The following is a 21,225-nucleotide window of genomic DNA, read 5'->3' as shown; positions in this document are numbered from 1 at the left end:
CGGTGCCTGCGGAGGGTGACCGGAGTGGTCGAGGTGGATGCTGCTGGTGCTGGGAAGCGGGGCGAGCGCCCCGGGAAGAGGTGGGGCCGGCGGCCCCTCGGGTCAGGACTTGCCGCGGGCGGCGAAGCGCTGCTGCAGCAGGACGGCGGCGACGATGATCGCGCCCTTCGCCACGGCCTGGGCCGAGGTCGACATGTTGTTCTGCGTGAAGACGTTGGTGAGGGTCGTGAAGATCAGGACGCCGAACACGGTGCCGACGATCGTGCCGCGGCCGCCGGCGAGCAGCGTGCCGCCGACCACGACCGCCGCGATGGCGTCGAGCTCGTAGAGCGTGCCGTTGGTCGACGAGCCGGCGGTGGTGCGGGCGAGCATCATCACCGCGGCGATGCCCGCGGTCAGGCCGGCGAGGCCGTAGACGTACATGGTGTGCCGGCGGACCTTGATGCCGGCGAGGCGGGCCGCCTCCGGGTTGCCGCCGACCGCGACGGTGCGGCGGCCGAAGGTCGTGCGGTTGAGCAGGATCCAGCCGGCCACCGCGACGAGCGCGAAGATCAGCACGAGGACCGGGATGCCGAGCACGTCGGCGCGGAAGAAGTCGAGGAACGGGTCGACGGTGACGATCTGCGTCTGCCGGTTCGAGATCAGCTCTGCGAAGCCGCGGGCCGCGACGAGCATCGCCAGCGTCGCCATGAAGGCGACCACGCGGCCGTAGGCGATCAGCGCTCCGTTGATCAGCCCGCAGACCAGGCCGACGAGCACCGCGGTCAGCACGATGACCAGCCAGGAGGTGTTCGCCGCGTAGTACTGCGTCGAGACCGTGCTGGCCCAGACCGTCGCGAGCCCCATCACCGAGCCGACCGAGAGGTCGATGCCGCCCGAGGTGATGACGAAGGTCATGCCGATGCTCAGCACGCCGATCACGGCGGCCAGGCGGAGGATCGTCAGCACGTTGTCGACGCTGGCGAAGCGCTCCCCCGCGGTGGCGAACCCGACGATGCAGAGGATGACCAGCGCGAGCACCAGGCCGATGTTGCGGCCGAGCGAGCCGCCCATCATCCCGGCGAGCCCGGAGCGGGCGTCCTTCGACGGAGCCCCGCCGCTCGGCCCTCCGGTCGCGGCCGAGGCGTGACGTCCGGCGTCCTCCTGCGGACCGCCGATCGACGGTGACGCGGTGTCGAGCTGTCCGCTCACGCTGCACTTCCTTCCATGACGAGATCGAGCACGCGGTGCTCGTCGATCGAATCGGCGGGGCCCTCGTGGACCACGGCGCCGTCGGAGATCACGAGCACTCGGTCCGAGAGCCCGAGGACCTCGCCGATCTCGCTGGAGACCACGAGCACGGCGGCGCCGTTGGTCGCGAGGTCCCGGATCAGGGTGTAGATCTCGGCCCGAGCTCCGACGTCGACCCCGCGGGTCGGCTCGTCGAGCAGCAGCACGCGGCAGCCGCGCACCAGCCAGCGGGCGAGGAGCGCCTTCTGCTGGTTGCCGCCGGAGAGCGTGCGGGCGTCGCGGTCGACGCCGTGCGGGCGGAGGTCGAGCGCCACCGCCTGCTCGGCCGCCGCCGCGCGCTCGGAGCGCTCGTCGAGGAAGCCGCGCTTGGCGAAGCGGTCGAAGGTCGAGAGGGTGATGTTGCGGTAGACCGGCTCGTCCAGGAGCAGGCCCTGACTCTTGCGCTCCTCCGGGCAGAGGCCGATGCCGGCGTCGACCGCGGAGGTGACCGAGCCGGCCCGCAGCCGCTTGCCGGCGACGCTGACGGTGCCGGTGCTGGCGCGGCGGGCCCCGTAGATGGTCTCCAGGATCTCGGAGCGGCCGGAGCCGACCAGCCCCGCGAGGCCGACGACCTCGCCGGCGCGGATCTCGAGCGAGACGTCGGCGAACGAGCCGCGCAGCCCCAGGTTCTCCACCTTCAGCAGCGTCTCGGCCTCGGTGGGGAGCTCGGTGCGGTCCGGGAACACGTACTCCACGGCGCGGCCGGTCATCAGCGTGATCAGCTTCGAGGTCGGGGTGTCGGCGACGGCGAGGTTCTTCGCGACCGTCGCGCCGTCCTTGATGACGGTGATCCGATCGCCGATGGCGCGGATCTCCTCGAGGCGGTGCGAGATGTAGACGATGGCGACGCCGTCGGCGGTGAGCTGGCGGACCACGTGGAAGAGGTTCTCCACCTCCTCCGAGTCGAGCACCGCGGAGGGCTCGTCCATGATGATGACCCGCGCGTCGTGCGAGAGGGCCCGCGCCATCTGCACGATCTGCTTGCCGGCGGCGGAGAGGCTGCCGACCTCGCGGTGCGGGGCGATCTCGGGGTGGCCGAGGCGCTGCATCAGCTCGCGGGTGATCCTCGCGGCCTTGGAGCGGGCGGTGAAGCCGCCGCGGGAGAGCTCGTGGCCGAGGTAGATGTTCTCGGCGACGGAGAGGCCGTCGACGACGTCCAGCTCCTGGTACATCGTGGCGATGCCGAGGGCGAGCGCGGCCGTCGGCGAGGGGATCGTGACGACCTTCCCGTCCACGAGGATCTCGCCCTCGGTGGGCTGGTGGGCCCCGGCGAGCGTCTTGATCAGCGTGGACTTGCCAGCGCCGTTCTGGCCGAGGAGGCAGTGCACCTCGCCCGGCCGGACGTCGAGGTCGACGCCGTCGAGGGCTCGTGCTCCGGGGAAGACTTTGACGATCCCGCGCATCTGCAGAAGCAGTTCTGACGCGGTGTCCTGAGTGCGGGAAAGAGGCTGGGCGGCGGTGTCGCCGGGGTCTGCGTTGACCATGCGGACGAAGCTACAGCGACTTAAGTCGCGGGTCAACCAAAAGTTCTGAGTCGTTTCGAAGGAGATCCCGGCGGTCGCCCAGCGCGTCGAAACGCTTCCGTCACTCGCGCCAGCCCTGGGATCCGCGGGTTTAGGCGACATCTGACGGCGCAATGCGCGGCGTGTCGAGACACCACGTCCCGTCATAGAGCGCTCTCCGACCCTATGAATCCCGTCCGGGCCGCAACCGGATCGTGACCTGCGGCCTCCCGAGCCCTCCGTCGCCGCCCTCCCGCTCAGCAGAAAGAGCTGGCGGAGCCGAGCGCGGGCATGGGAGGGTCGACCCGCCGACGAAAGGACGACGATGTCGAACGACCGAGCACTGCGCGTCGCGATGGTGGGGACCGCCTTCATGGGCCGCACCCACTCGCACGCCTGGCGCACCGCCCCCCGCTTCTTCCCGCTGCCGCTGCGCCCCGAGCTCGCCGTGCTGGTGGGCACCGACCCGCAGCGGACCGCCGAGCGCGCCGAGACCCTGGGCTGGAGCGAGTCCTCGACCGACTGGCGCGCGGTGATCGCGCGCGACGACATCGACCTCGTCGACATCTGCACCCCCGGCGACACCCACGCCGAGATCGCGATCGCCGCCCTCGAGGCCGGCAAGCACGTCCTCTGCGAGAAGCCGCTGGCCAACTCCGTCGAGGAGGCCGAGCGGATGGTCACCGCGGCCGCCGCCTCGGGCCGCGTCGCGATGTGCGGCTTCAGCTACCGCCGCACCCCTGCGCTGGCGCTGGCCAAGCGCTTCGTCGACGAGGGCCGGCTCGGTGCGATCCGCCACGTCCGCGCCCAGTACCTGCAGGACTGGCTGAGCGACTCCGAGGCCCCGCTGACCTGGCGCCTCGACGCCGCGAAGGCCGGCTCGGGGGCGCTCGGCGACATCGGCGCGCACATCATCGACAGCGCGCAGTGGCTGACCGGCACCCCGATCGCCTCCGTCTCGGCGGTCCTGCGCACCTTCACCACCGAGCGCCCCGTGCTCGCGACGCAGGCGGGCCTCGGCGGCCGCGCGGAGGAGGGCGCCGAGCGCGGCCCGGTCACGGTCGACGACGCCGCCGCCTTCACCGCCTCCTTCGAGGGCGGCGCCCTCGGCGTCTTCGAGGCGACCCGCGTCGCCACCGGCCGCAAGAACGCCAACCGCATCGAGATCAACGGCGAGACCGGCAGCATCGCCTTCGACTTCGAGCGGATGAACGAGCTCGAGTACTACGACGCCCGCGACCCCGAGGACGCCCGGGGCTTCCGCACCATCCAGGTCACCGAGCCCTCGCACCCGTACATGTCGGCCTGGTGGCCCGCCGGCCACGGCATCGGCTACGAGCACCTCTTCAGCCACCAGGTCGTCGACCTCGTCGAGGCGATCGCGGCCGGCACCCCCGCCACCCCGACCTTCGCCGACGCCCTCGAGGTCCAGCGCGTCCTCGCCGCCGTCTCGACGAGCGCCGCGAACCGCTCCGAGTCCACCCCCGTGCAGCGCGGCACCGGCCCGGTCTGACGCCGGAAGGCACCGCGCTGATCTTCGCAGAGGAGATCTCCCAGCAGCCTGCTGGGAAATCGAGTGATCCTCCTCATCCTTCCCTCGCTGGACCGCGAGCCGAGTGTCGAACGGTTCCGAGAGGGTGCAGCGTCTCCGTCGGGCACGGAGTGCCAGGCTGGGGCGATGCGCCGACGAGGGAGTTCTGCGGCGGCCGTCGCGGTCGTCGCGCTGCTGCTGGGCGGCTGCGTGGAGGCGGAGTCCGGGCCGGCGGCGGTCGGTGCCGGTGGCGTGGCGGACGGCACCTCGGCGAGGGTCTCCGCCGCGGGGACCGTCGACGTCTCCTATCAGCGGCAGGGCGACTTCGCGGTGGTCGTCGCGCTCGACTGCTCGGCCTGCTCCGGGACCGTCACCGTGTCCGCGCCCGGGCGCAGCACTCCGGTGGGCGAGGCCGCGGCGGGGACGCAGTCGTCGTGGCTCCTCGAGACCGTCGCGACCGACCCCGTCGACCAGTCGCTCCTCGTGCGGACCGCCGGCCACTGGACGCTCACGCTGCAGAGCTGGAACGACCTGCCCGAGGTCTCCGGCGAGCAGTCGGGCAGCGGATCCGCGGTGCTCGCGTTCTCGGACGACGTCGACAGCCTCGACGTCGCCTACGGCCCGGCGAGCAGCGAGGACTCGCTCTCCGGCCGCGTCCTCGGCACCGGCGGCACCCGCCAGACCTTCGGCGACACCACGGCCTTCGCCCGGGTCGTCGACGCGGACCTCCCCGGCGTCGTCGCCCTCCGCACAGACGGCGCCTGGACCCTGACGCCGACCCCGTGACCTGCGCGCCGGGTCCCCCGGTCGCGCTCCGCGAGATGCCACTTGTGAGCACGACACGCCGCAGAATCCGCGCACAAGTGGCATCTCGCGGAGGGGGTCGGCGGGGGCGCTTCGGGGGCTTCGCCTCGTGAGGCGATCCTGCGCCATACTTCCTGGATGAGCAAGAAGATTGACGCGGCGCATCGCGCCCTGGTAGCAGCCCTCGACAAGCACGCCGGCCTCGTCGGCGACAAGTCGTCGAAGCCGAGCAAGGTCGCGCGCGCCGCGTCCGAGCTCCGCGCCGCGACGAAGGCCTACTCGGCGCTCGTCTCGGCCCGCACCGGCACCTCGAGCCCGTTCGCAGACCTCGCCGACCCGCGCCTGGACCAGCCGACCATCGCCTCCCTCCGGGCCGAGCGCGACGCGATCGCCGCCCGCCTGGCCAAGCACGAGGCCCTCGCGGCGGAGTCGGGCGACCAGGCCCTCGCCGGCTGACCCTCCTCCCCCGCTCTCCCTCCCCCGCGGAAGTCGCCGTGTTACGGGCGTGTTTCGCGCGCCCGGTGGCGCCCTGCGTACGGTGGTCTCCGGGATCCGCGCAGTCGCGGCGTCGAGCGACCGGAGGCCGGTCGCAGCGCCGGCGGTGACCAGCACCGCCCGTGGACGCCGCCCGGATCCTCTCCACGGAAGGATCCACCGCATGTCCCTGCGCCGCACTCTCCTCGCGACCACCGCGATCGCCGCCTCCGCCCTCCTCCTCGCCGGCTGCTCGTCCGCCGCCGGCGCGAGCGACGACACCGTCCGCATCGGCGTGGTCGGCGCGGGCGACCCCTACTGGGCGACCTACGAGCAGGCCGCCGAGGACGCGGGCATCGACGTCGAGATCGTCGACTTCACCGACTACAACCAGCTCAACCCCGCGCTGACCGAGGGCGAGATCGACCTCAACCAGTTCCAGCACCTCGTCTACCTGGCGCAGTACAACACCTCGGCCGACGCCGACCTCGTGCCGATCGGCGCGACCGCGATCTACCCGCTCGGCCTCTACTCGACCCAGTACGACAGCGTCGAGGACATCCCCGAGGGCGAGAGCGTCGCCGTCCCGAACGACGTGACCAACCAGGCCCGCGCGCTCCTCGTCCTCCAGTCGGCCGGCCTGATCGAGCTGACGGACGGCGGCACCGCCTTCTCCGGCCTCGACGACATCGACACCGGCGCCTCGAAGGTCACCGTCACCGCGCTCGACGCGGCGCTCGTGCCGACCTCGCTCCCCGACGTCGCCGCCGCGGTCGTCAACAACGACTACCTCGCGGGCGCGGGCCTCGAGGCCACCGACGCCCTCGCGCAGGACGACCCGAGCGACCCGACCGCGGTGCCCTACGTCAACGTGTTCGCCGCCCGCGCGGACGACGCCGAGAACGAGACCTACCTGAAGCTCGTCGACGTCTACCAGACGTCGCAGGACGTGCTCGACGGCGTCTCCGAGCAGTCGGGCGGCACCGCCGTCTTCGCGACGACCCCCGCCGCCGAGCTGCAGTCGACCCTCGCCACCGTCGAGGCCGACGCCGCCGCCCAGGGCTGACCCGCCCCTCCCCCGCCGCGACCCCGCGGCGCAGCAGTGCCCGTCCCGGCAGTGTCCGACCCCAGCAGTGCCCGACCCCAGCAGTGCCCGACCCCAGCAGTGAAGGAAGCGCCGTGCCGCTCATCCGCCTCGCCGACGTGAGCAAGGTCTACCCGCCGCTCGCGCGCGGCGCGTCCGCCCTGACCGCCGTGGACGGCGTCAGCCTCGACATCGAGGCCGGCGACGTCTACGGCGTGATCGGCTACTCCGGCGCCGGCAAGAGCACGCTCGCGCGCCTGATCAACGCCCTCGAGCCCGCCACCGGCGGCAGCATCGAGATCGACGGCCGCGAGATCGTCGGCCTGCCCGAGCGGGAGCTGCGCCGGCTGCGCCTCGGGATCGGCATGATCTTCCAGCAGTTCAACCTCTTCGGCTCCAAGACCGTCGAGCAGAACGTCGCCTATCCGCTGCAGGTCGCCGGCACGCCGCGTGCCGAGCTGCGCGCCCGCGTCGACGAGATGCTCCGCTTCGTCGGCCTCTCCGACAAGGCCCGCAGCCACCCGGAGCAGCTCTCCGGCGGCCAGAAGCAGCGCGTCGGCATCGCCCGCGCCCTCGCCGCCTCGCCGCGCATCCTCCTCGCCGACGAGGCCACCAGCGCCCTCGACCCGGACACCACCGGCGAGGTGCTCGCGCTCCTGCGCCGGATCAACGAGGAGCTCGGCGTCACCATCGTCGTCATCACGCACGAGATGGACGTCGTCCAGCAGCTCGCGACGAAGGTCGCCGTGATGGAGGCGGGCCGCATCGTCGAGCGCGGCCCCGTCTTCGACGTCTTCTCGGCCCCGCGGGAGGCGGTCACCCGCCGCTTCGTCTCCACGGTCGTGCGCACGGTGCCCTCGCGGGAGGAGGCGGCGGTGCTGCGCGCGCGCCACCGCGGCCGCCTCGTCACGCTGTCCTTCTCGGACGGCTCCGCCTCGCAGGGCGACGTCTTCGCCGAGATCGCGCAGGCCGGCGTCCCGCTGGAGCTCGTCTACGGCGGCATCACCGACGTCCGCGGTCGCGCCTTCGGCCACCTCACCGTCGCGCTCGACGCGTCCGACGCCGTGATCGACCCCCTGCTGGCCCGCCTCGGCGCCCGCGTCGCCCTCACGGAGGTGCCCCGATGAACGAGCTCATCCCCCTGCTGCCCCAGCTCGCCGAGGCGACCGGCGAGACCCTCTACATCGTGGCCTTCAGCCTGCTCTTCGGCGGGATCGGCGGCCTGCTGATCGGGCTCGGCCTCGCCGTCACCCGCGGCGGCGCGCTCTACGCCAACCGCTTCGTCTTCGGCCTGCTGAACGTGATCGTCAACGTCTTCCGGCCGATCCCGTTCATCATCTTCATCGCCGCCGCCCAGCCGCTCGCGCGCCTGGTGGTCGGCACGGGCATCGGCACCGACGCGATCGTCTTCACACTCTCGCTCGCCGCGGCCTTCGGCATCGGGCGCATCGTCGAACAGAACCTGCTGACCGTGCAGCCCGGCGTGATCGAGGCCGCCCGCTCGGTCGGCGCGAGCCGCTTCCGGATCGTCCGCACGGTCCTGCTGCCCGAGGCGCTCGGACCGCTGATCCTCGGCTACACCTTCGTCTTCGTCGCCATCATCGACATGTCGGCCGTCGCCGGCTACATCGGCGCCGGCGGCCTGGGTACCTTCGCGATCCAGTACGGCTACCGCCAGTTCGAGCCCGTCGTCACCTGGGCGGCCGTGCTCGTCATCATCGTGATCGTCCAGCTCGTCCAGCTGCTCGGCAACGTCCTGGCCCGTCGAGTCCTCCGCCGCTGACCCGCGCGTCCCCTCCCTCTCCGCGAGATGCCACTTGCGTACACGACGCGCCGCGAAAAGCGTGCCCAAGTGGCATCTCGCGGGAGGAGTCAGCACGGTGGGTGTCATGAGGATCCGATACGACCCGCAAGCGAACGCCGCCTACCTGCCCGTCGGGCGCGAACCCGAGGCCGGCGAGTCCGTCGAGCAGGTGCACGACATCGCCGACCCGCACGGGTTCGGCGAGATCATCCTCGACTTCGACGCCGCCGGACACCTCATCGGCGTCGAGATCCTCGGCGCGCGCGCACTCCTGCGCCCCGAGGCCCTGGCCGACGCCGACATCCTCTGACGCCTTAACCACCTCCGCGAGATGCCACTTGTGTACGCGACACGCCGTGAAAGGCGTGCACAAGTGGCATCTCGCGGAGGGGAGGGGGCAGGGCTCAGTAGCGGGGCTTGCGCTCCGGACGCTCCGAGGAGCGGGACGGGCCCGAGGGGCGAGCGCCGCGGTCGGCGCCGGCGCGGCTCGGGCGGCGGTCGGGCTTGAGCTCGATCAGCTGGCCGCTGATGCGGGTACCGGCGAGGCGGTCGAGCACGTCCTGGGGCAGGTCGGCCGGCAGCTCCACGATCGAGAAGTCCGGGCGGATGTCGATGTGCCCGAAGTCGCCGCGGTTGAGCCCGCCCTCGTTCGCGAGCGCGCCGACGATCTGGCGGGGCTCGACGCGCTGACGGCGGCCCACCTCGATCCGGTACGACGCGAGGTTGCTGTTCGACGAGCGCTGGCGGCGCTCGGGACGCTCGCGGTCGTTGTCGTACGAGGACCGGTCGGAGCGCTCGGGGCGGTCGCCGCGGCTGTCCTCGCGGCGGAAGCGGGGGTCGTCCGGCGAGAGCAGCAGCGGCTCGTCGCCCTGGGCGACGATCGCCAGCGCGGCGGCGACGTCGGACTCGACCACGTCGTGGTGCTCGACGTAGTGGCCGATGATGTCGCGGAAGCGGTCGAGCCGCTCGCGGTCGGCCAGCGCCGTGGTGATGGCGTCGTCGAAGCGGGAGAGGCGCGTCACGTTGACGTCCTCGACGCTCGGGAGGCGCATCTCGGTCAGCGGCTGGCGGGTCGCCTTCTCGATGGCGGAGAGGAGGCGGCGCTCGCGCGGGGTCACGAAGCTGATCGCGGCACCGCTGCGGCCGGCCCGGCCGGTGCGGCCGATGCGGTGCACGTAGGACTCGGTGTCGATCGGGATGTCGTAGTTGACGACGTGGCTGATCCGGTCGACGTCGAGACCGCGGGCCGCGACGTCGGTCGCGACGAGGATGTCGAGCTTGCCCGACTTCAGCTGCTCGACGGTGCGCTCGCGCTGAGCCTGCGCGACGTCGCCGCTGATCGCGGCGGCCGTGTAGCCGCGGGCGCGCAGCTTCTCGGCGAGCGTCTCGGTCTCGCTCTTGGTGCGGACGAAGACGATCATGCCCTCGAAGTTCTCGACCTCGAGGATGCGGGTCAGCGCATCGACCTTCTGCGGGTACGACACCATCAGGTAGCGCTGGGTGGTGTTGGCGGAGGTCGTGGTCTTCGCCTTGACCGTGATCTCCTCCGGGTCCTTCAGGTACTTCTGCGAGATGCGGCGGATCTGCGACGGCATGGTCGCCGAGAACAGCGCGATCTGCTTCTCGACCGGGGTGTCGGCGAGGATCGTCTCGACGTCCTCCGCGAAGCCCATCTTGAGCATCTCGTCGGCCTCGTCGAGCACCAGGTACTTCAGGTGCGTGAGGTCGAGGGTGCCCTTCTCGAGGTGGTCCATGATGCGGCCGGGCGTGCCGACGACGACGTGGACACCGCGGCGCAGTGCGGAGAGCTGGGTGCCGTAGCCCTGGCCGCCGTAGACGGGGAGCACGTGCACGCCGCGCAGGCCGGACGCGTAGCGCTCGAACGCCTCGCAGACCTGGAGCGCGAGCTCGCGGGTCGGCGCGAGGACGAGCGCCTGCGGGGTCTTCTGCGAGACGTCGAGGCGGGAGAGGATCGGCAGCGCGAACGCCGCGGTCTTGCCGGTGCCGGTCTGCGCGACGCCGAGGACGTCGCGGCCGGACAGGAGGGAGGGGATCGTCGCGGCCTGGATCGCCGAGGGCGTCTCGTAGCCGACCTCCTTGAGGGCCTTGAGGACGGGGTCGCTGAGACCCAGGTCCGAGAAGACCAGCGAGGGGGCGGTCTCGTCTGCCGGCGCGGCCGGGGCGGTGCTGTCGGCGGCGGGCGCGGTCGCGCCGTCGGCCTGGGGGGCGGGTTCGGGTGTATCGGTGGACGCCATAGTGCAACGGTAGGCCGTCGGAGGCGCGCGCGAGCGCAGATCCGGCCTCTGAGCGGGCATTCGCGCCGGATCGGCGGCTGTGGAGGGGTCTCGGGGGGCCGCGCGGGCCCTGGCGTCAGTAGAACTCGACGGTGTCGACCCGGTTGATCAGCTCCTCGCCGTCGAGGAAGTGGGTGGCGTTGCGGGCGAAGAGCTCGGCGATCAGGCGGTCCTCGGCCGCGTTCAGCGCGGCGGTGTGCGGGCTGAGCAGCACGTTCGGGTGGCTCCAGAGCGGGCTGTCCTGCGCGAGCGGCTCCTCCGCGACGACGTCGAGGGCGGCGAAGCCGACCCGGCCGTCCTCGAGCGCGACGAGCAGCGCGCCCTCGTCGATCACGGTGCCGCGGCCGACGCTGACGAGCGTCGCCCCCGGGCGCAGCGCGGCGAAGAAGTCCGCGCCGACGAGCTTCTCGGTCTGCTCGGTGCCGGGGAGGGTGACGACCACGCCGTCGATCCGCCCCGCGACCTCGGCGATCGCCGACGGCGGCACGATCTCGTCCACGTGCTCCACGGCGCTCTCGTGTCGGCTGGTGCCGATCACCCGGGCGCCCAGCGCCGACAGCTTCTGCGCTGTCGCCCGGCCGATGGTGCCGAGCCCGACGATCAGGATCGTCTGCTCCGAGAGCAGGCTCATCGTCCAGCGCGACCCCCACTCGCGGGCGCCCTGCAGCGCCTGCAGCTTGGGCAGCGTCTTCGCGCCGGCGAGCAGGCCGAAGAGGGAGAACTCGGCCAGCGGGTCGGAGTGCACGCCCGCGGAGGTGGAGAACGCGACCCGCGCGAGCTGCTCCTCGCTCAGGCCGGCCTTCTTCACCTGCGCGCCGCCGCCCGCGGGCATGGTCTGCACCCAGCGCAGCGCCGGGTTCGCGGCGACCGTGCGAGCCAGCGCAGCCGGGTCCTCGCCGGGGATCCCGTAGAGCACCTCGGCCGAATCGACCAGCTCCTCGAACGCCACCTGCTGCTCCGCGGTGCGCTCGAAGGCCGGGTCGCCGCCGTGATCGCCCGGGTGCCGCATCGGCGGCAGCAGACTCTGGTCGGCGACGAAGTCGATCCGCGGCTCCAGCTCCATCACCCGCACGATCAGCTCATCGCTGATCGGCGTGGCGGCCACGACGCGCAGGCGCTCGGTGCGGTCCGCGCCGGACTCGGTCGATCGGGGCGGAGTCGGAGCGGGCGTCGTCACGGGAGTCCCTTCGAGCGGCGAGCGGCGAGCGGCGCGGCGGGCACCGACGCGATCGACCGCGGTCTCCCTCAGCGTATCGAGCGGAGGGAGCGCGTCAGGTTCGGGCGCAGGGCGGGGAGGAGGCCGACGTTCGCAGGGAGGTGGGTCTCGATACGCCCGGCCAAGAAGCAACCCCTTGGCCGCCCGCATTGCTGTGGATCTCCGCGTCGCCGGCCGTCAGTCACCGGGCCGCCGGCTGGACGAACGGTGAGGACGCCCCTCCGCGCCTCGGGCCCCGCCCTACCGTGAGCGGACGGGAACATCGATCGAAGGAGACCGGATCATGGCGGCAGCAGGAGTGGCGACGGTATGGGTGCCGGTCGAGGACATGGAGCGGGCGGTCGCGTTCTACCGCGACACCCTCGGCCTCGACGTGAAGAGCACCTCGGGCGACTGGTCGGAGCTCGATGCGGGCGGACTGATGATCGGGCTGAACGCCCGCGAGTCGGCCTCGGTCGCGGAGAGCGGCGGAGCGGTCATCTCGTTCCAGCCCGACGGCAGCATCGAGGACGAGCTGGAGCGGCTGAAGGCGCGCGGCGCGTCGATCGAGGGCGAGATCAGCGACCACGAGTGGGGTCGCATCCTCCCCTTCAAGGACTCCGAGGGCAACGACCTCCAGTTCTACACGCCGCCGCAGAGCTGACGGCGGGCTGAGCGCCGGAGAGACGGCGCGGAGCGAGGGGGAGGCGGACGGAATCGCCTCCCCCTCGTCGTGTCAGGACGGCCCGTCGTGTCAGGACGGCTCGTCGGCTCAGGACGGCCGCAGCGGCAGCCGGCCGGCGAGCCGCGCACCGCCGAGGGCGGCCGACGGGGCCAGCTCGATCGAGCCACCGTAGACCGCGAACTGGCGCGAGAGGCGCTCGAGCCCGGAGAGCACCGGCGGGGCCGCGAGCCCGCCGCCGTCGTCGTCGAGACCGATCACCACGGCGTGCTCCCTCTCCCCGCGCGCCACGTCGAGCTGCAGCCGCACGGCCCGCGCGCCGCCGTGCTTGAGCGCGTTGGTCAGCGCCTCCTCGATCAGCCGCACCAGCAGCACCCGCTGCTCGATCGGGACACCGCGCTCCTCGAGACCCGGGTAGTCGTCGTGGACGTCCAGGTCGACGGCGATCTCCGGCGGCAGGCGCGAGAGCAGATCGCGGGCGGCGGCGACCAGCCCGTGCTCGATGTCGACCGGGTAGAGCGCCCCGCTGACCGCGCGGACCTCCTGCTCCCGCAGCTCGTCGAGCCGGCTCGCGATGCCGCTCAGGCGCTCGGCGGTCGCGGCGGAGGGAGGAGTCGCGGCCAGCCCGCGCAGCTCCGCGGCCAGCACCACGAGCGTGTTCTGCAGTCGGCCGTGCAGGCCCTGCGCGACCTCGCGGCGCACGCGCAGCTCCTCCTGCTGAAGCGCCTGCACCGCGTCGACGGCCTGGAGCAGCACGCGGGCGCGCTCCCGCTCCTTCTCGCGCACCCGTCGGGTCGCATCGACGAGCAGGAACCCGAACGAGACGATCAGGCCGACGACCACCGCGCCCACCACGAGCTCGACCACGAGCGCGTCGAGCGCGGTCGGCAGGTAGACCCCGACGATGAGCTGCAGCCCGACGCGGACGACGGCGACGACCGCCGCGATCCCCGCCGAGACCAGCAGCCGCCCGGTGCGCGCGCGGCGCTCGGGACGCAGCAGCGCGACGAGCGCGACCGCGAGGCCGATCGACGCGATGTTGACGACCACGCGCACGACGACGTCGACGACAGGCCCGCTCTCGACCCCCCGCACGGTCTGCGACAGCATGCCCAGCGCGAAGACCGCCTGCAGCGCCGCGAGGACGGCCAGCACCCCGCCGAGGATCGCGACGGTCCCGCGCAGGATCCGGTTGTCCTCGGCGTCGTCCGCGCGGCGCGGCCGGGAGTCGTCGGGGAGGGTCACCGGGTGTGCTCCAGGAACAGCAGGGTCGCCTCCACGCGGGGGTTGCGCGAGCCGTCGGAGCGCAGGCCGAGCGCTCCGTAGAGGGCGTTCACGTGGTTGTCGACCGAGCGCACCGCGATGCCGAGCCGCACCGCGATCGCGGCGTTGGTGAGGCCCGAGGCGAGGGCGCCGAGCACCTCGTACTGCCGGCGGCTGAGCGCGTCGACGGGCGAGCTCCGGCGGGCGGTGCGCGCGGCGACCAGGGCGGGGTCGAGCACGGTCCGGCCGTCGAGCGTCGCCCGGATCGCGGTCATCAGCGCGGGGGACGAGAGCGACGAGCTCTTCGAGAGGTAGCTCCAGCCGCGCACCTCGTCGCGGCCGAGCCGGAGGAATCGGTGCATCGAGTCGACCGCCGAGAGCAGCACGACGGCGAGCTCGGGGTCGCCGGCGCGCAGCTCGCGGCCGAGCTCGATCCCGTCGCCGTCGCCCAGCTCGATGTCGATCACGGCGACGTCGAGCTCGGCGGGTCGCAGCCGCTCGCGCGCCTCGGCGGCCGAGGACGCCTCGACGACGCTGCGGACTCCGGGTACCGCGCGCAGCAGCGACGCGAGCATCTGCCGGTAGAGCGGCTGGTCGTCGACGACGGCGAGCCGCAGCTCCCGCAGACCGCCCCCGAACGTCACACCGCATATCTTGTCCCGGCGCCGGGGACGGGATCGGCGGAGATCGTGCTCAGAGCCGCTTGACCCCCGTCAATGGGGGGCACGGTCCCACTGTCGGAGCGCCCTGCGGGCCGGTCGATGAGACATCCGGTCTCAGCGCGCGAGCAGAGCCCCCGTCAGCGCCAGCCCACCGGCCGCCGCGGCGAGCGCCGCCGCCCACATCCCGAGGCCGTAGCCGAGGCCGGCGGCCCAGCGCCGCTCGAGCAGCATCCGCGCGGCCTCGACGCTCGCCGTGCTGAAGGTGGTGAAGCCGCCCAGGACGCCGGTGCCGAGCACGAGGCGCCACGCGTCGTCCAGAGCGCCGGTCAGGGCCAGCCCGGTGACGACGCCGAGCAGCAGCGAGCCGGAGACGTTGATCAGGAGCGTGCCGACGGGCCAGCGCACCGGGATCAGCGAGCGCGCGACGCCGTCGAGGACGAGGCGGGCCGCGGCGCCGACGCCACCGGCGAGAGCGATGCCCAGGAAGAGGAGCGGCTCCGTCATGCGGTCGCCCCGCCCCGGCGCCGGCTCGCGAGGACGACGCCGAGCGCGGCCGCGAGGGTGCCGAGCACGAGCGTCACGCCGGTGTACAGGAGCACCTCGGCGATCCGGCCGCCCTCGAGGAGCGCCACGGTGTCGAGGGAGAAGGTGCTGTAGGTCGTGAAGCCGCCGAGCACTCCGGTGCCGAGCAGGAGGCGGAGGGTGAGCCGGCCGCCGGTGTCCGGTCCGCGGCGGGCGAGGCCGGCGAGCAGCAGGCCGAGCAGGAAGGCGCCGACGAGGTTGACCGCGATCGTCGCCACCGGGACGGCGCCGAGCGGCGGCAGTACGAGCGCGGTCCCGTAGCGGGCGGCCGTGCCGACGGCGCCGCCCGCGGCGACCAGGAGGATCGCGCCCGGCCGCAGGTGCGGCGGCCGGGTGCTGAGCGGCGCGGTGCTGGGCGGCCCGGTGCGGGGCGGCGTCACTCCCCCGTGTCCCAGGGGACGCGACGGCGTGTGCCCTCGTCGGCGCGGGGCACGACGAGGACGGGGCGGCGCTGGCGGTGCGCGAGGTGCACCGCGACGCTGCCGCTGAGGAACTCGGCGATGCTCGCGAGCACTCCGGCGTCGCGGGTGCCGACCACGATCATCCGGGCGTCGATCTCCTCGGCGACGTCGGTCAGGACCAGCGCCGGCTCGCCCTGGACCGTGCGCAGCGTCCAGTCGACGTCCGTCCCGGCGAGGGCCGCGCCGATCTCCTCGCGGAGTCCGGGCGGCTCGGTCGGGCCGGCGCCGGTGCCGCCGGAGCGGGGCACGAGGCCGACGGGGATGCCGCCGGTCATCGGGTCGACGTACTCGCCGACGAGGTACGGATCGGCGACCACGGTGAGCAGCAGCAGCGGCGCGCCGAGCCCGGAGGCGAGCTGCGCGGCGGTGCGGACGACCTCGGGACGCTGCCCGTCGACGACGCCGACGAGCACGGGTCCGGAGGGAGTGGATTCGGTCATGGACGGCTCCTTCCCTGGTCCTTCCATCCTCCCACCGGGGCCGGAGCGGGAGGAGACGCTGCGCGACGAGTTCCGTCGTGATCATTCCGTTACCGCACGGTGGCGGGCTAGAGTGACGAGTCGCCGGGCCCTGCCGGCGCCCCGCACCACCCCGCAGGCCCCCCCTGCACCACCCCAGTCCGCCCACCCGAGGAGAGCGCACGCGTGTCGACCACTGGCATTCCCGATCCGCAGGAGTGTCACGACACCTCTCCCTCCGCGCCGGCGCACCTCACCCGCCGCGAGGCCCGCGCCGCTGAGGCCGCCGCCGCTTCACGGGTGGCCGGTGCCGCTGTGCCTGTCGCTGCCGCGGCCGTCGCCTCTGCGCCCGTCGCTTCTGCGCCCGTCGCTTCCGTGCCCGTCGCCTCCGTGCCCGTCGCTTCCGTGCCCGTCGCGACTCCTCGCGCCACGGTCGCCCCGCGCCCTCCCGCCGCCTCGCAGCCCGCTCGCTCCGGTGGGCTCAGCCGGCGCACCCTCGGCTTCGCCACGTTCTCGATCGTCGGCGGACTCTTCGCCACCGCCGCGCTCCCCGCGTACGGCGCCCGAAGCACCGCGGCCACCGCGGCCGGCACCGCCGCGAACCGCGCAGGCCTGCAGAACCTCACCGTCTCGTCGGAGGCGGCCGGGCAGACCGCCGTCCGCGACGCGTTCGCCGCGCCGACGCAGGCGCAGCTCGACGAGGCCAGCCGCCAGGCGGCCGTGCTGCAGAACGCGAACGGCGGCGGCTTCAGCACCGTGCAGACCCGCGCCGTCGGCGACGACTACCCGTGGCCCTACGAGACGATCGACGACGACGGCGGGGGGCTCTCCCCGCTCGGCTACTACTACCGCGAGTGCGTCGACTTCGTGGCCTGGCGCCTCAACCGCGACGCCGGCGCGACCGCCGCGCCGTGGAAGTACACCTGGGGCAACATCACGCCGATGGGCGGCAGCGCCTGGGAGTGGCCGGACAACTGGGCCGCGAAGGGCTGGGCCACGAGCTCCGTCCCCATCGTCGGCTGCGTCGCCTGGTGGACCTACAACCACGTCTCCTACGTGCAGCAGGTCAACGACGACGGCACCGTCCTCCTCGAGGAGTACAACTACGGCGGCCGCCACAGCTACGTCACCCGCACCTTCCCCACGGCGCAGGTCCCCCTCTTCCTCTACCCGCCCGCCCTGTAGCGGCGGCCCCCGCCGCCTCGCGGATCGCTCACCGCCTCCGTGCGGATATCCATGCTGATCGAGTAGTCCGCGAAGCGGGCGTATCGAGATCCACCACCGCCAGCAGGACGACCTGCAGACCCCGCCGCGCCGAGGGTGAGCGGCTCTCGAGACGCCCCTGCGGGGCTACTCGACCAGCATGACGACGCGCAGCGGCCGCACTCCCACCCCCAGCATGACGACGTGAAGCGACGTCCTCTCAGCGCTACTCAGGAAGCGACGGGCGTCGTCCCGCGCTCGAGCTGCTGCACCCTGGTCCGGGACACACCGAAGGCGGCGGCGGCGGCATCGAGCGTGTACCGGTCGGCTCGAGCGATCGCGACCGCTCGGCGTCGAGCGGCGGCCGAGCGCTCCTGCGCCTCTCGCGACTCGCGCTCGGCCTCCTCGGCTTCGCGCCACGCCGCCTCGGCGGCGGGAGTCACGTGCACAGTGACTGTGACGCTCACGTCCTCCTCAGGGACGTTCAGGAAGAGCGCGGCCACTTCGCGAGCAACGGCGTCGACCTCGCCCACCGTTCGGGCCTGACCCACGGTGTCGAGCTCGGGGATCGTCACCAGCCACCAGCGCCCGTCCCGCTCGGCGGTCGCTGCAAGGTCGTACTTCGTCACGGTCACCCTCCTAACGCCATTCCCTCGGGACATCGGGAAACTTCTTGCCGAGCTGACGAATCACGCCCGCCGATACCTCGGCATGCCGTGGGATCGTCTCCTTCACCGACTCGTCGGGCAGACCCCAGATCTCGTGGCTGCCCTTGCCCCGCCGCAGGAGCCCCCCTAACGACGACAAGGAAAGGGGGACTGTCGAGATGGCGCACGACGCACGGTCGTCTTCCCGCGCGCAGCGGAAGATCACCTCTGAGGCGACGCGCGCAGACGATCGAGGACGGCCAGGAGCGCGGCGAACGCGGGCGTGCGCGGGTCGATCGGGGCGTAGTGGTCGGCGTCCGGGATCTCGACGAGGTGCGCGGAGGGGTGCTCGGCGCAGTAGCGGCGGCTGTACGCGATCGGGACCTCGTCGTCGAGGGTGCCGTGCAGCAGGACGGTCGGCATCGGTGGGGCGGGGAGCCGCGCCGGGTCGAGGTCGTCGAGCGGGCCGTCCGGGCCGAGCAGCTCCGCCACGGCGCCGTTCCCCAGCCGCTCGTCGGCGGCGGCGCGCAGGTCGGCGACTCCGGCGAGCGAGACGACGGCGTCGACGTGCGGTGACGGATGCGCGGCCTGCGACCAGAGCGCCAGGTGGCCGCCGGCCGAGTGGCCGACCAGCACCGTGCGCGGGCGCTCCTCCGCGGGGACCAGAGGCGGGAGCGCCGCGACGGCCGCGAGGACGTCGTCGAAGGAGCCCGGCCATCCGCCGCCCGCGTCGCCGACGCGCCGGTACTCGAGCAGCAGCACCGACCAGCCCGCGTCGGCGAGCGCGGCGGCCAGCGGACGCGCGTGGCTCCGGTCCCAGCGTGCCCGCCAGAAGCCGCCGTGCACGAACAGCACGAGATCCCGCCCTGAGCCGCGGTAGAGCTCCGCGATCTGCTCCGGCGCCGTCCCGTAGCGCAGCAGCTCGTCCGGTTCGCGCGCCGCGAGGTCGAGGACCCCGCTCACGCGCCGCCGTGGACCTCTCGGGACTCGCGCGCCCCCTCGAGGAGCAGGTCGCGCACCGCCAGCACCACGGTCTCGACCTCCGCGAAGGACGTGGAGAGCGGCGAGAGCCCGAGCCGGATACCGCTGGGCGTGCGGAAGTCCGGGATGATCCCGCGCTCCCAGAGCACGGGGACCATCGGGGCGAAGTCCGGGTGGTCGACGGTGATGTGGCCGCCGCGGCGCGCGGGCTCGCGGGTGGTCGACAGCTCGACGCCGAGCGGGGCGAGGTGCTCGTCGAACAGCTCGACGGCGAAGGCGGTCAGCGCGATCGACTTGGCGTGGATCGCGGGCAGGCCGGCCTCCTCGATCAGGTCGAGCATCGCCTGCATGGCGAGCATCCCGACGATCGGCGGCGTCCCGCTGAGGAAGCGGCGGATGCCGTCGGCGGGGTCGTAGTCCTCGCCCATCCGGAACGAGTCCTTGACGCCCATCCAGCCCTGGATCGGCTGCTGGGCCCCGGCGATCAGCTCGCGGCGCACGTAGAGGAAGGCGGGGGCGCCCGGGCCGCCGTTGAGGTACTTGTAGGTGCACCCCGTCGCGAGGTCCACATCCCAGGCGTCGAGCTCGATCGGCAGCACGCCGACGGAGTGGCAGACGTCCCAGAGCACCAGCGCGCCGTGCTCGTGCACGATCTCGGTGATCGCCGGGACGTCGGCGGCGTAGCCGGAGCGGTAGGCGACCTGGCTCAGCACGACGACGGCCGTCTCGGCGCCGACGACCGCGCGGACGTCGTCCGGCGTCACTCCGGAGCCCGACTCGGTCTCGATCCAGCGGATGCTCGCCCCGGTCTCGGCGGCGATCCCCTCGACCACGAAGCGGTCGGTCGGGAAGTTGCCGCGGTCGATGACGATCTCGGACCGACCGGGCCGGGCGGTCAGCGCGGTGCGGATCAGCTTGTAGAGCGAGACGGTGGTCGAGTCGCCGACGACGACCTGACCGGGAGCGGCGCCGAGAACCGATGCGCCGAGGCGGTCGCCCAGCGTCAGCGGGAGCTGGAACCAGCTGTCGTCCCAGCCGCGGATGAGGCGGGTCCCCCACTCCTGCTCGACGAACGCGGCGTAGCGCTCGGTCAGGACCTTCAGCGGGCGGCCGAGCGAGTTGCCGTCGACGTAGGCGGGCAGCGCCGGGTCGTCCGCGCCGACGAAGCGGGAGCGATAGCCGGCGAGCGGATCGAGGCGGTCGAGCTCGGCCGCGGAGGAGCGGACGGTCTGGTCGAGGGCCACGGCGGCCCTCCTCTCGTGTGGGGCGCGGGTGCGGGGAGGAGCGGGGACTCCTCACAGTCGCACGAGCGGGCCCCCGCGGGACAGCACTCGCGCGAGGATGGTCGGGTGACCTCCTCCGCAGCGCCCGTCCACCCTCGCCCGCGCCTGCTCCCGAGTCTCGGGGTCGGCGTCGCGGCGGGCGCGCTCGGACTGCTGCCGTGGCTGCTCACCGGGCTGCGACTGCCGCTGCAGAACCTCTGGGCGACCGACGTCCTGCCCGAGGAGATGCCGCTCGCGCTCCTGCCGTTCAGCCAGTACTTCCTGACGCTGATCGTCTCGGTGATCGTGGTCGGGTCGGCCCTCGCGGGACTCGCGGCCCGCGTCGGCCGGCGGCGCGGCATCGGCCCGCTCGGCGCCGCGCTCGGAGCGGTCGGCGTGCAGGTCGTCGCGCTGGTGCAGTCGGCGCTGACCGTGTCCGCCGGGCTGCGGGAGGACCGCGACTCCGACCTCTACCTCGCGGCGATCGTCGGCGGCACCGTCGCCGCGATCGCGGTCGGAGCGCTGCTCCTGCTCGTGATCGCCCGGGCACCGCGGGTGGGGGCGGCCGTCGCGATCTCGTTCGCTGCGGTGGCCGCCGGCGGGTGGCTGACCGGAGTGGTGGCGCCGCTCAGCCGCGACGGCTCGGCCGCCGGAGTCGCGCTGCTGAACGCGGTGCAGTGGCTGCCGGGGATCCTGGCCGGTCTCGCCCTCGCCTGGTGCGGGGTGCTCTCCGCCGGCCGGGTGATCGCCTGGATCGTGAGCCTCGCCGTGCTCTGGGTCGGGCCGGTGCTGGTCACCGCCGTCTCGGCCGCCGCCGGCTCGCGGGTGCTGGCCCGCCATCCGCTCGAGATGCTCGACTACGCGCAGGCCGTCTTCACCAGCGCGCTGATGCTCCCGGCCGTCTCGCTCCGCACGCCCGCGACGGCCCTCGTCGTCGCCGCCCTCGGCGTCGCGGCCCTGCGCGCCTGGCACGCCCGCCGAGCGCGGTGAGCATGCTGGTCGAGTAGCCGCGCAGCGGCGTATCGAGACCGACTCGTCTGCGGGGGCGGATCTCGATACGCCCGCTG

The 21,225-nt window shown here is 73.2% G+C and carries 22 protein-coding genes; 10 read left to right on the top strand and 12 right to left on the bottom strand.

The features are described from left to right. Nucleotides 1-102 precede the first annotated feature (102 nt). Both MT355_RS12460 and MT355_RS12455 read right to left on the bottom strand, forming a co-directional pair. Nucleotides 103-1,056 carry an ABC transporter permease gene (locus MT355_RS12460; RefSeq protein WP_123445318.1) on the bottom strand — a complete coding sequence of 318 codons (954 nt, stop codon included), beginning with the start codon at nucleotides 1,054-1,056 and terminating at the stop codon, nucleotides 103-105. A gap of 131 nt (nucleotides 1,057-1,187) precedes the next feature. Next, a complete protein-coding gene (locus MT355_RS12455; RefSeq protein ID WP_243581137.1) occupies nucleotides 1,188-2,672 on the bottom strand; it encodes a sugar ABC transporter ATP-binding protein in 1,485 nt (494 codons plus the stop codon). Between the two features lie 424 nt (nucleotides 2,673-3,096). Here MT355_RS12455 and MT355_RS12450 point away from each other — a divergent pair, with 424 nt between their 5' ends. The 7 genes from MT355_RS12450 to MT355_RS12420 all read left to right on the top strand — a co-directional run bounded on the left by MT355_RS12450 (nucleotide 3,097) and on the right by MT355_RS12420 (nucleotide 8,778). Then, the gene (locus tag MT355_RS12450) at nucleotides 3,097-4,284 is read left to right on the top strand and encodes a Gfo/Idh/MocA family protein (protein WP_243599770.1); all 1,188 of its coding nucleotides are present in this window, start codon (nucleotides 3,097-3,099) and stop codon (nucleotides 4,282-4,284) included. Between the two features lie 165 nt (nucleotides 4,285-4,449). Then, nucleotides 4,450-5,088: a hypothetical protein gene (locus MT355_RS12445; protein WP_243599769.1), complete on the top strand. Its 639-nt coding sequence runs from the start codon at nucleotides 4,450-4,452 to the stop codon at nucleotides 5,086-5,088. Nucleotides 5,089-5,244: 156 nt separating this feature from the next. Next, nucleotides 5,245-5,562 carry a hypothetical protein gene (locus MT355_RS12440; RefSeq protein WP_123444613.1) on the top strand — a complete coding sequence of 106 codons (318 nt, stop codon included), beginning with the start codon at nucleotides 5,245-5,247 and terminating at the stop codon, nucleotides 5,560-5,562. A 202-nt stretch (nucleotides 5,563-5,764) separates the two neighbouring features. Next, nucleotides 5,765-6,646 (top strand): MetQ/NlpA family ABC transporter substrate-binding protein, encoded by an 882-nt coding sequence (locus tag MT355_RS12435; protein ID WP_123731786.1) that lies wholly within the window; start codon nucleotides 5,765-5,767, stop codon nucleotides 6,644-6,646. Between the two features lie 113 nt (nucleotides 6,647-6,759). Beyond that, nucleotides 6,760-7,791: a methionine ABC transporter ATP-binding protein gene (locus MT355_RS12430; protein WP_243599768.1), complete on the top strand. Its 1,032-nt coding sequence runs from the start codon at nucleotides 6,760-6,762 to the stop codon at nucleotides 7,789-7,791. Further along, nucleotides 7,788-8,447: a methionine ABC transporter permease gene (locus MT355_RS12425; RefSeq protein WP_243599767.1), complete on the top strand. Its 660-nt coding sequence runs from the start codon at nucleotides 7,788-7,790 to the stop codon at nucleotides 8,445-8,447. The genes MT355_RS12430 and MT355_RS12425 overlap by 4 nt, the downstream gene beginning before the upstream one ends. A gap of 106 nt (nucleotides 8,448-8,553) precedes the next feature. Then, nucleotides 8,554-8,778, top strand: a complete 225-nt coding sequence (locus tag MT355_RS12420) for a DUF2283 domain-containing protein (RefSeq protein WP_243599766.1) — start codon at nucleotides 8,554-8,556, stop codon at nucleotides 8,776-8,778. A 94-nt stretch (nucleotides 8,779-8,872) separates the two neighbouring features. Here the strand turns inward: MT355_RS12420 and MT355_RS12415 are convergent, their stop codons facing one another. Continuing rightward, on the bottom strand, nucleotides 8,873-10,723 hold the full coding sequence (locus tag MT355_RS12415; RefSeq protein WP_123705713.1) for a DEAD/DEAH box helicase: 1,851 nt from the start codon (nucleotides 10,721-10,723) through the stop codon (nucleotides 8,873-8,875). Nucleotides 10,724-10,838: 115 nt separating this feature from the next. Beyond that, nucleotides 10,839-11,939: a D-2-hydroxyacid dehydrogenase gene (locus MT355_RS12410; RefSeq protein ID WP_243599765.1), complete on the bottom strand. Its 1,101-nt coding sequence runs from the start codon at nucleotides 11,937-11,939 to the stop codon at nucleotides 10,839-10,841. Nucleotides 11,940-12,261: 322 nt separating this feature from the next. Between MT355_RS12410 and MT355_RS12405 the strand changes: the two genes are divergently transcribed. Beyond that, nucleotides 12,262-12,621, top strand: a complete 360-nt coding sequence (locus MT355_RS12405; RefSeq protein WP_132435182.1) for a VOC family protein — start codon at nucleotides 12,262-12,264, stop codon at nucleotides 12,619-12,621. Between the two features lie 108 nt (nucleotides 12,622-12,729). Here the strand turns inward: MT355_RS12405 and MT355_RS12400 are convergent, their stop codons facing one another. The 5 genes from MT355_RS12400 to MT355_RS12380 all read right to left on the bottom strand — a co-directional run bounded on the left by MT355_RS12400 (nucleotide 12,730) and on the right by MT355_RS12380 (nucleotide 16,047). Continuing rightward, nucleotides 12,730-13,884 carry a sensor histidine kinase gene (locus MT355_RS12400; protein WP_243599764.1) on the bottom strand — a complete coding sequence of 385 codons (1,155 nt, stop codon included), beginning with the start codon at nucleotides 13,882-13,884 and terminating at the stop codon, nucleotides 12,730-12,732. Further along, nucleotides 13,881-14,546 (bottom strand): response regulator transcription factor, encoded by a 666-nt coding sequence (locus tag MT355_RS12395; RefSeq protein ID WP_243599763.1) that lies wholly within the window; start codon nucleotides 14,544-14,546, stop codon nucleotides 13,881-13,883. The genes MT355_RS12400 and MT355_RS12395 overlap by 4 nt, the downstream gene beginning before the upstream one ends. Before the next feature lie 132 nt (nucleotides 14,547-14,678). Beyond that, the gene (locus tag MT355_RS12390) at nucleotides 14,679-15,068 is read right to left on the bottom strand and encodes a CrcB family protein (protein ID WP_243599762.1); all 390 of its coding nucleotides are present in this window, start codon (nucleotides 15,066-15,068) and stop codon (nucleotides 14,679-14,681) included. Further along, nucleotides 15,065-15,526 carry a CrcB family protein gene (locus tag MT355_RS12385; protein WP_243599761.1) on the bottom strand — a complete coding sequence of 154 codons (462 nt, stop codon included), beginning with the start codon at nucleotides 15,524-15,526 and terminating at the stop codon, nucleotides 15,065-15,067. Before MT355_RS12385 ends, MT355_RS12390 begins: the two co-directional genes overlap by 4 nt. Beyond that, on the bottom strand, nucleotides 15,523-16,047 hold the full coding sequence (locus tag MT355_RS12380; protein ID WP_243599760.1) for a universal stress protein: 525 nt from the start codon (nucleotides 16,045-16,047) through the stop codon (nucleotides 15,523-15,525). Before MT355_RS12380 ends, MT355_RS12385 begins: the two co-directional genes overlap by 4 nt. Nucleotides 16,048-16,455: 408 nt before the next feature. Between MT355_RS12380 and MT355_RS21615 the strand changes: the two genes are divergently transcribed. Continuing rightward, the gene (locus MT355_RS21615; protein WP_243599759.1) at nucleotides 16,456-17,250 is read left to right on the top strand and encodes a CHAP domain-containing protein; all 795 of its coding nucleotides are present in this window, start codon (nucleotides 16,456-16,458) and stop codon (nucleotides 17,248-17,250) included. A gap of 248 nt (nucleotides 17,251-17,498) precedes the next feature. Here the strand turns inward: MT355_RS21615 and MT355_RS12370 are convergent, their stop codons facing one another. From MT355_RS12370 to MT355_RS12360, 3 genes are all read right to left on the bottom strand, one after another. Then, nucleotides 17,499-17,897: an antitoxin HicB gene (locus MT355_RS12370; RefSeq protein WP_243599758.1), complete on the bottom strand. Its 399-nt coding sequence runs from the start codon at nucleotides 17,895-17,897 to the stop codon at nucleotides 17,499-17,501. A 240-nt stretch (nucleotides 17,898-18,137) separates the two neighbouring features. After that, nucleotides 18,138-18,878: an alpha/beta fold hydrolase gene (locus tag MT355_RS12365; protein WP_243599757.1), complete on the bottom strand. Its 741-nt coding sequence runs from the start codon at nucleotides 18,876-18,878 to the stop codon at nucleotides 18,138-18,140. Next, nucleotides 18,875-20,140 carry an aminotransferase class V-fold PLP-dependent enzyme gene (locus tag MT355_RS12360; protein WP_243599756.1) on the bottom strand — a complete coding sequence of 422 codons (1,266 nt, stop codon included), beginning with the start codon at nucleotides 20,138-20,140 and terminating at the stop codon, nucleotides 18,875-18,877. The genes MT355_RS12365 and MT355_RS12360 overlap by 4 nt, the downstream gene beginning before the upstream one ends. Nucleotides 20,141-20,245: 105 nt before the next feature. Between MT355_RS12360 and MT355_RS12355 the strand changes: the two genes are divergently transcribed. Further along, nucleotides 20,246-21,148 carry a hypothetical protein gene (locus tag MT355_RS12355; RefSeq protein ID WP_243599755.1) on the top strand — a complete coding sequence of 301 codons (903 nt, stop codon included), beginning with the start codon at nucleotides 20,246-20,248 and terminating at the stop codon, nucleotides 21,146-21,148. Nucleotides 21,149-21,225 lie beyond the last annotated feature (77 nt).

Source organism: Rathayibacter sp. VKM Ac-2929, from assembly GCF_022815495.1.
GTDB classification, from domain to species: Bacteria; Actinomycetota; Actinomycetes; order Actinomycetales; family Microbacteriaceae; genus Rathayibacter; species Rathayibacter festucae.
The sequence above is the reverse complement of the archived record's forward strand: the minus strand, read 5'-3'. Positions and strand labels throughout refer to the sequence as shown.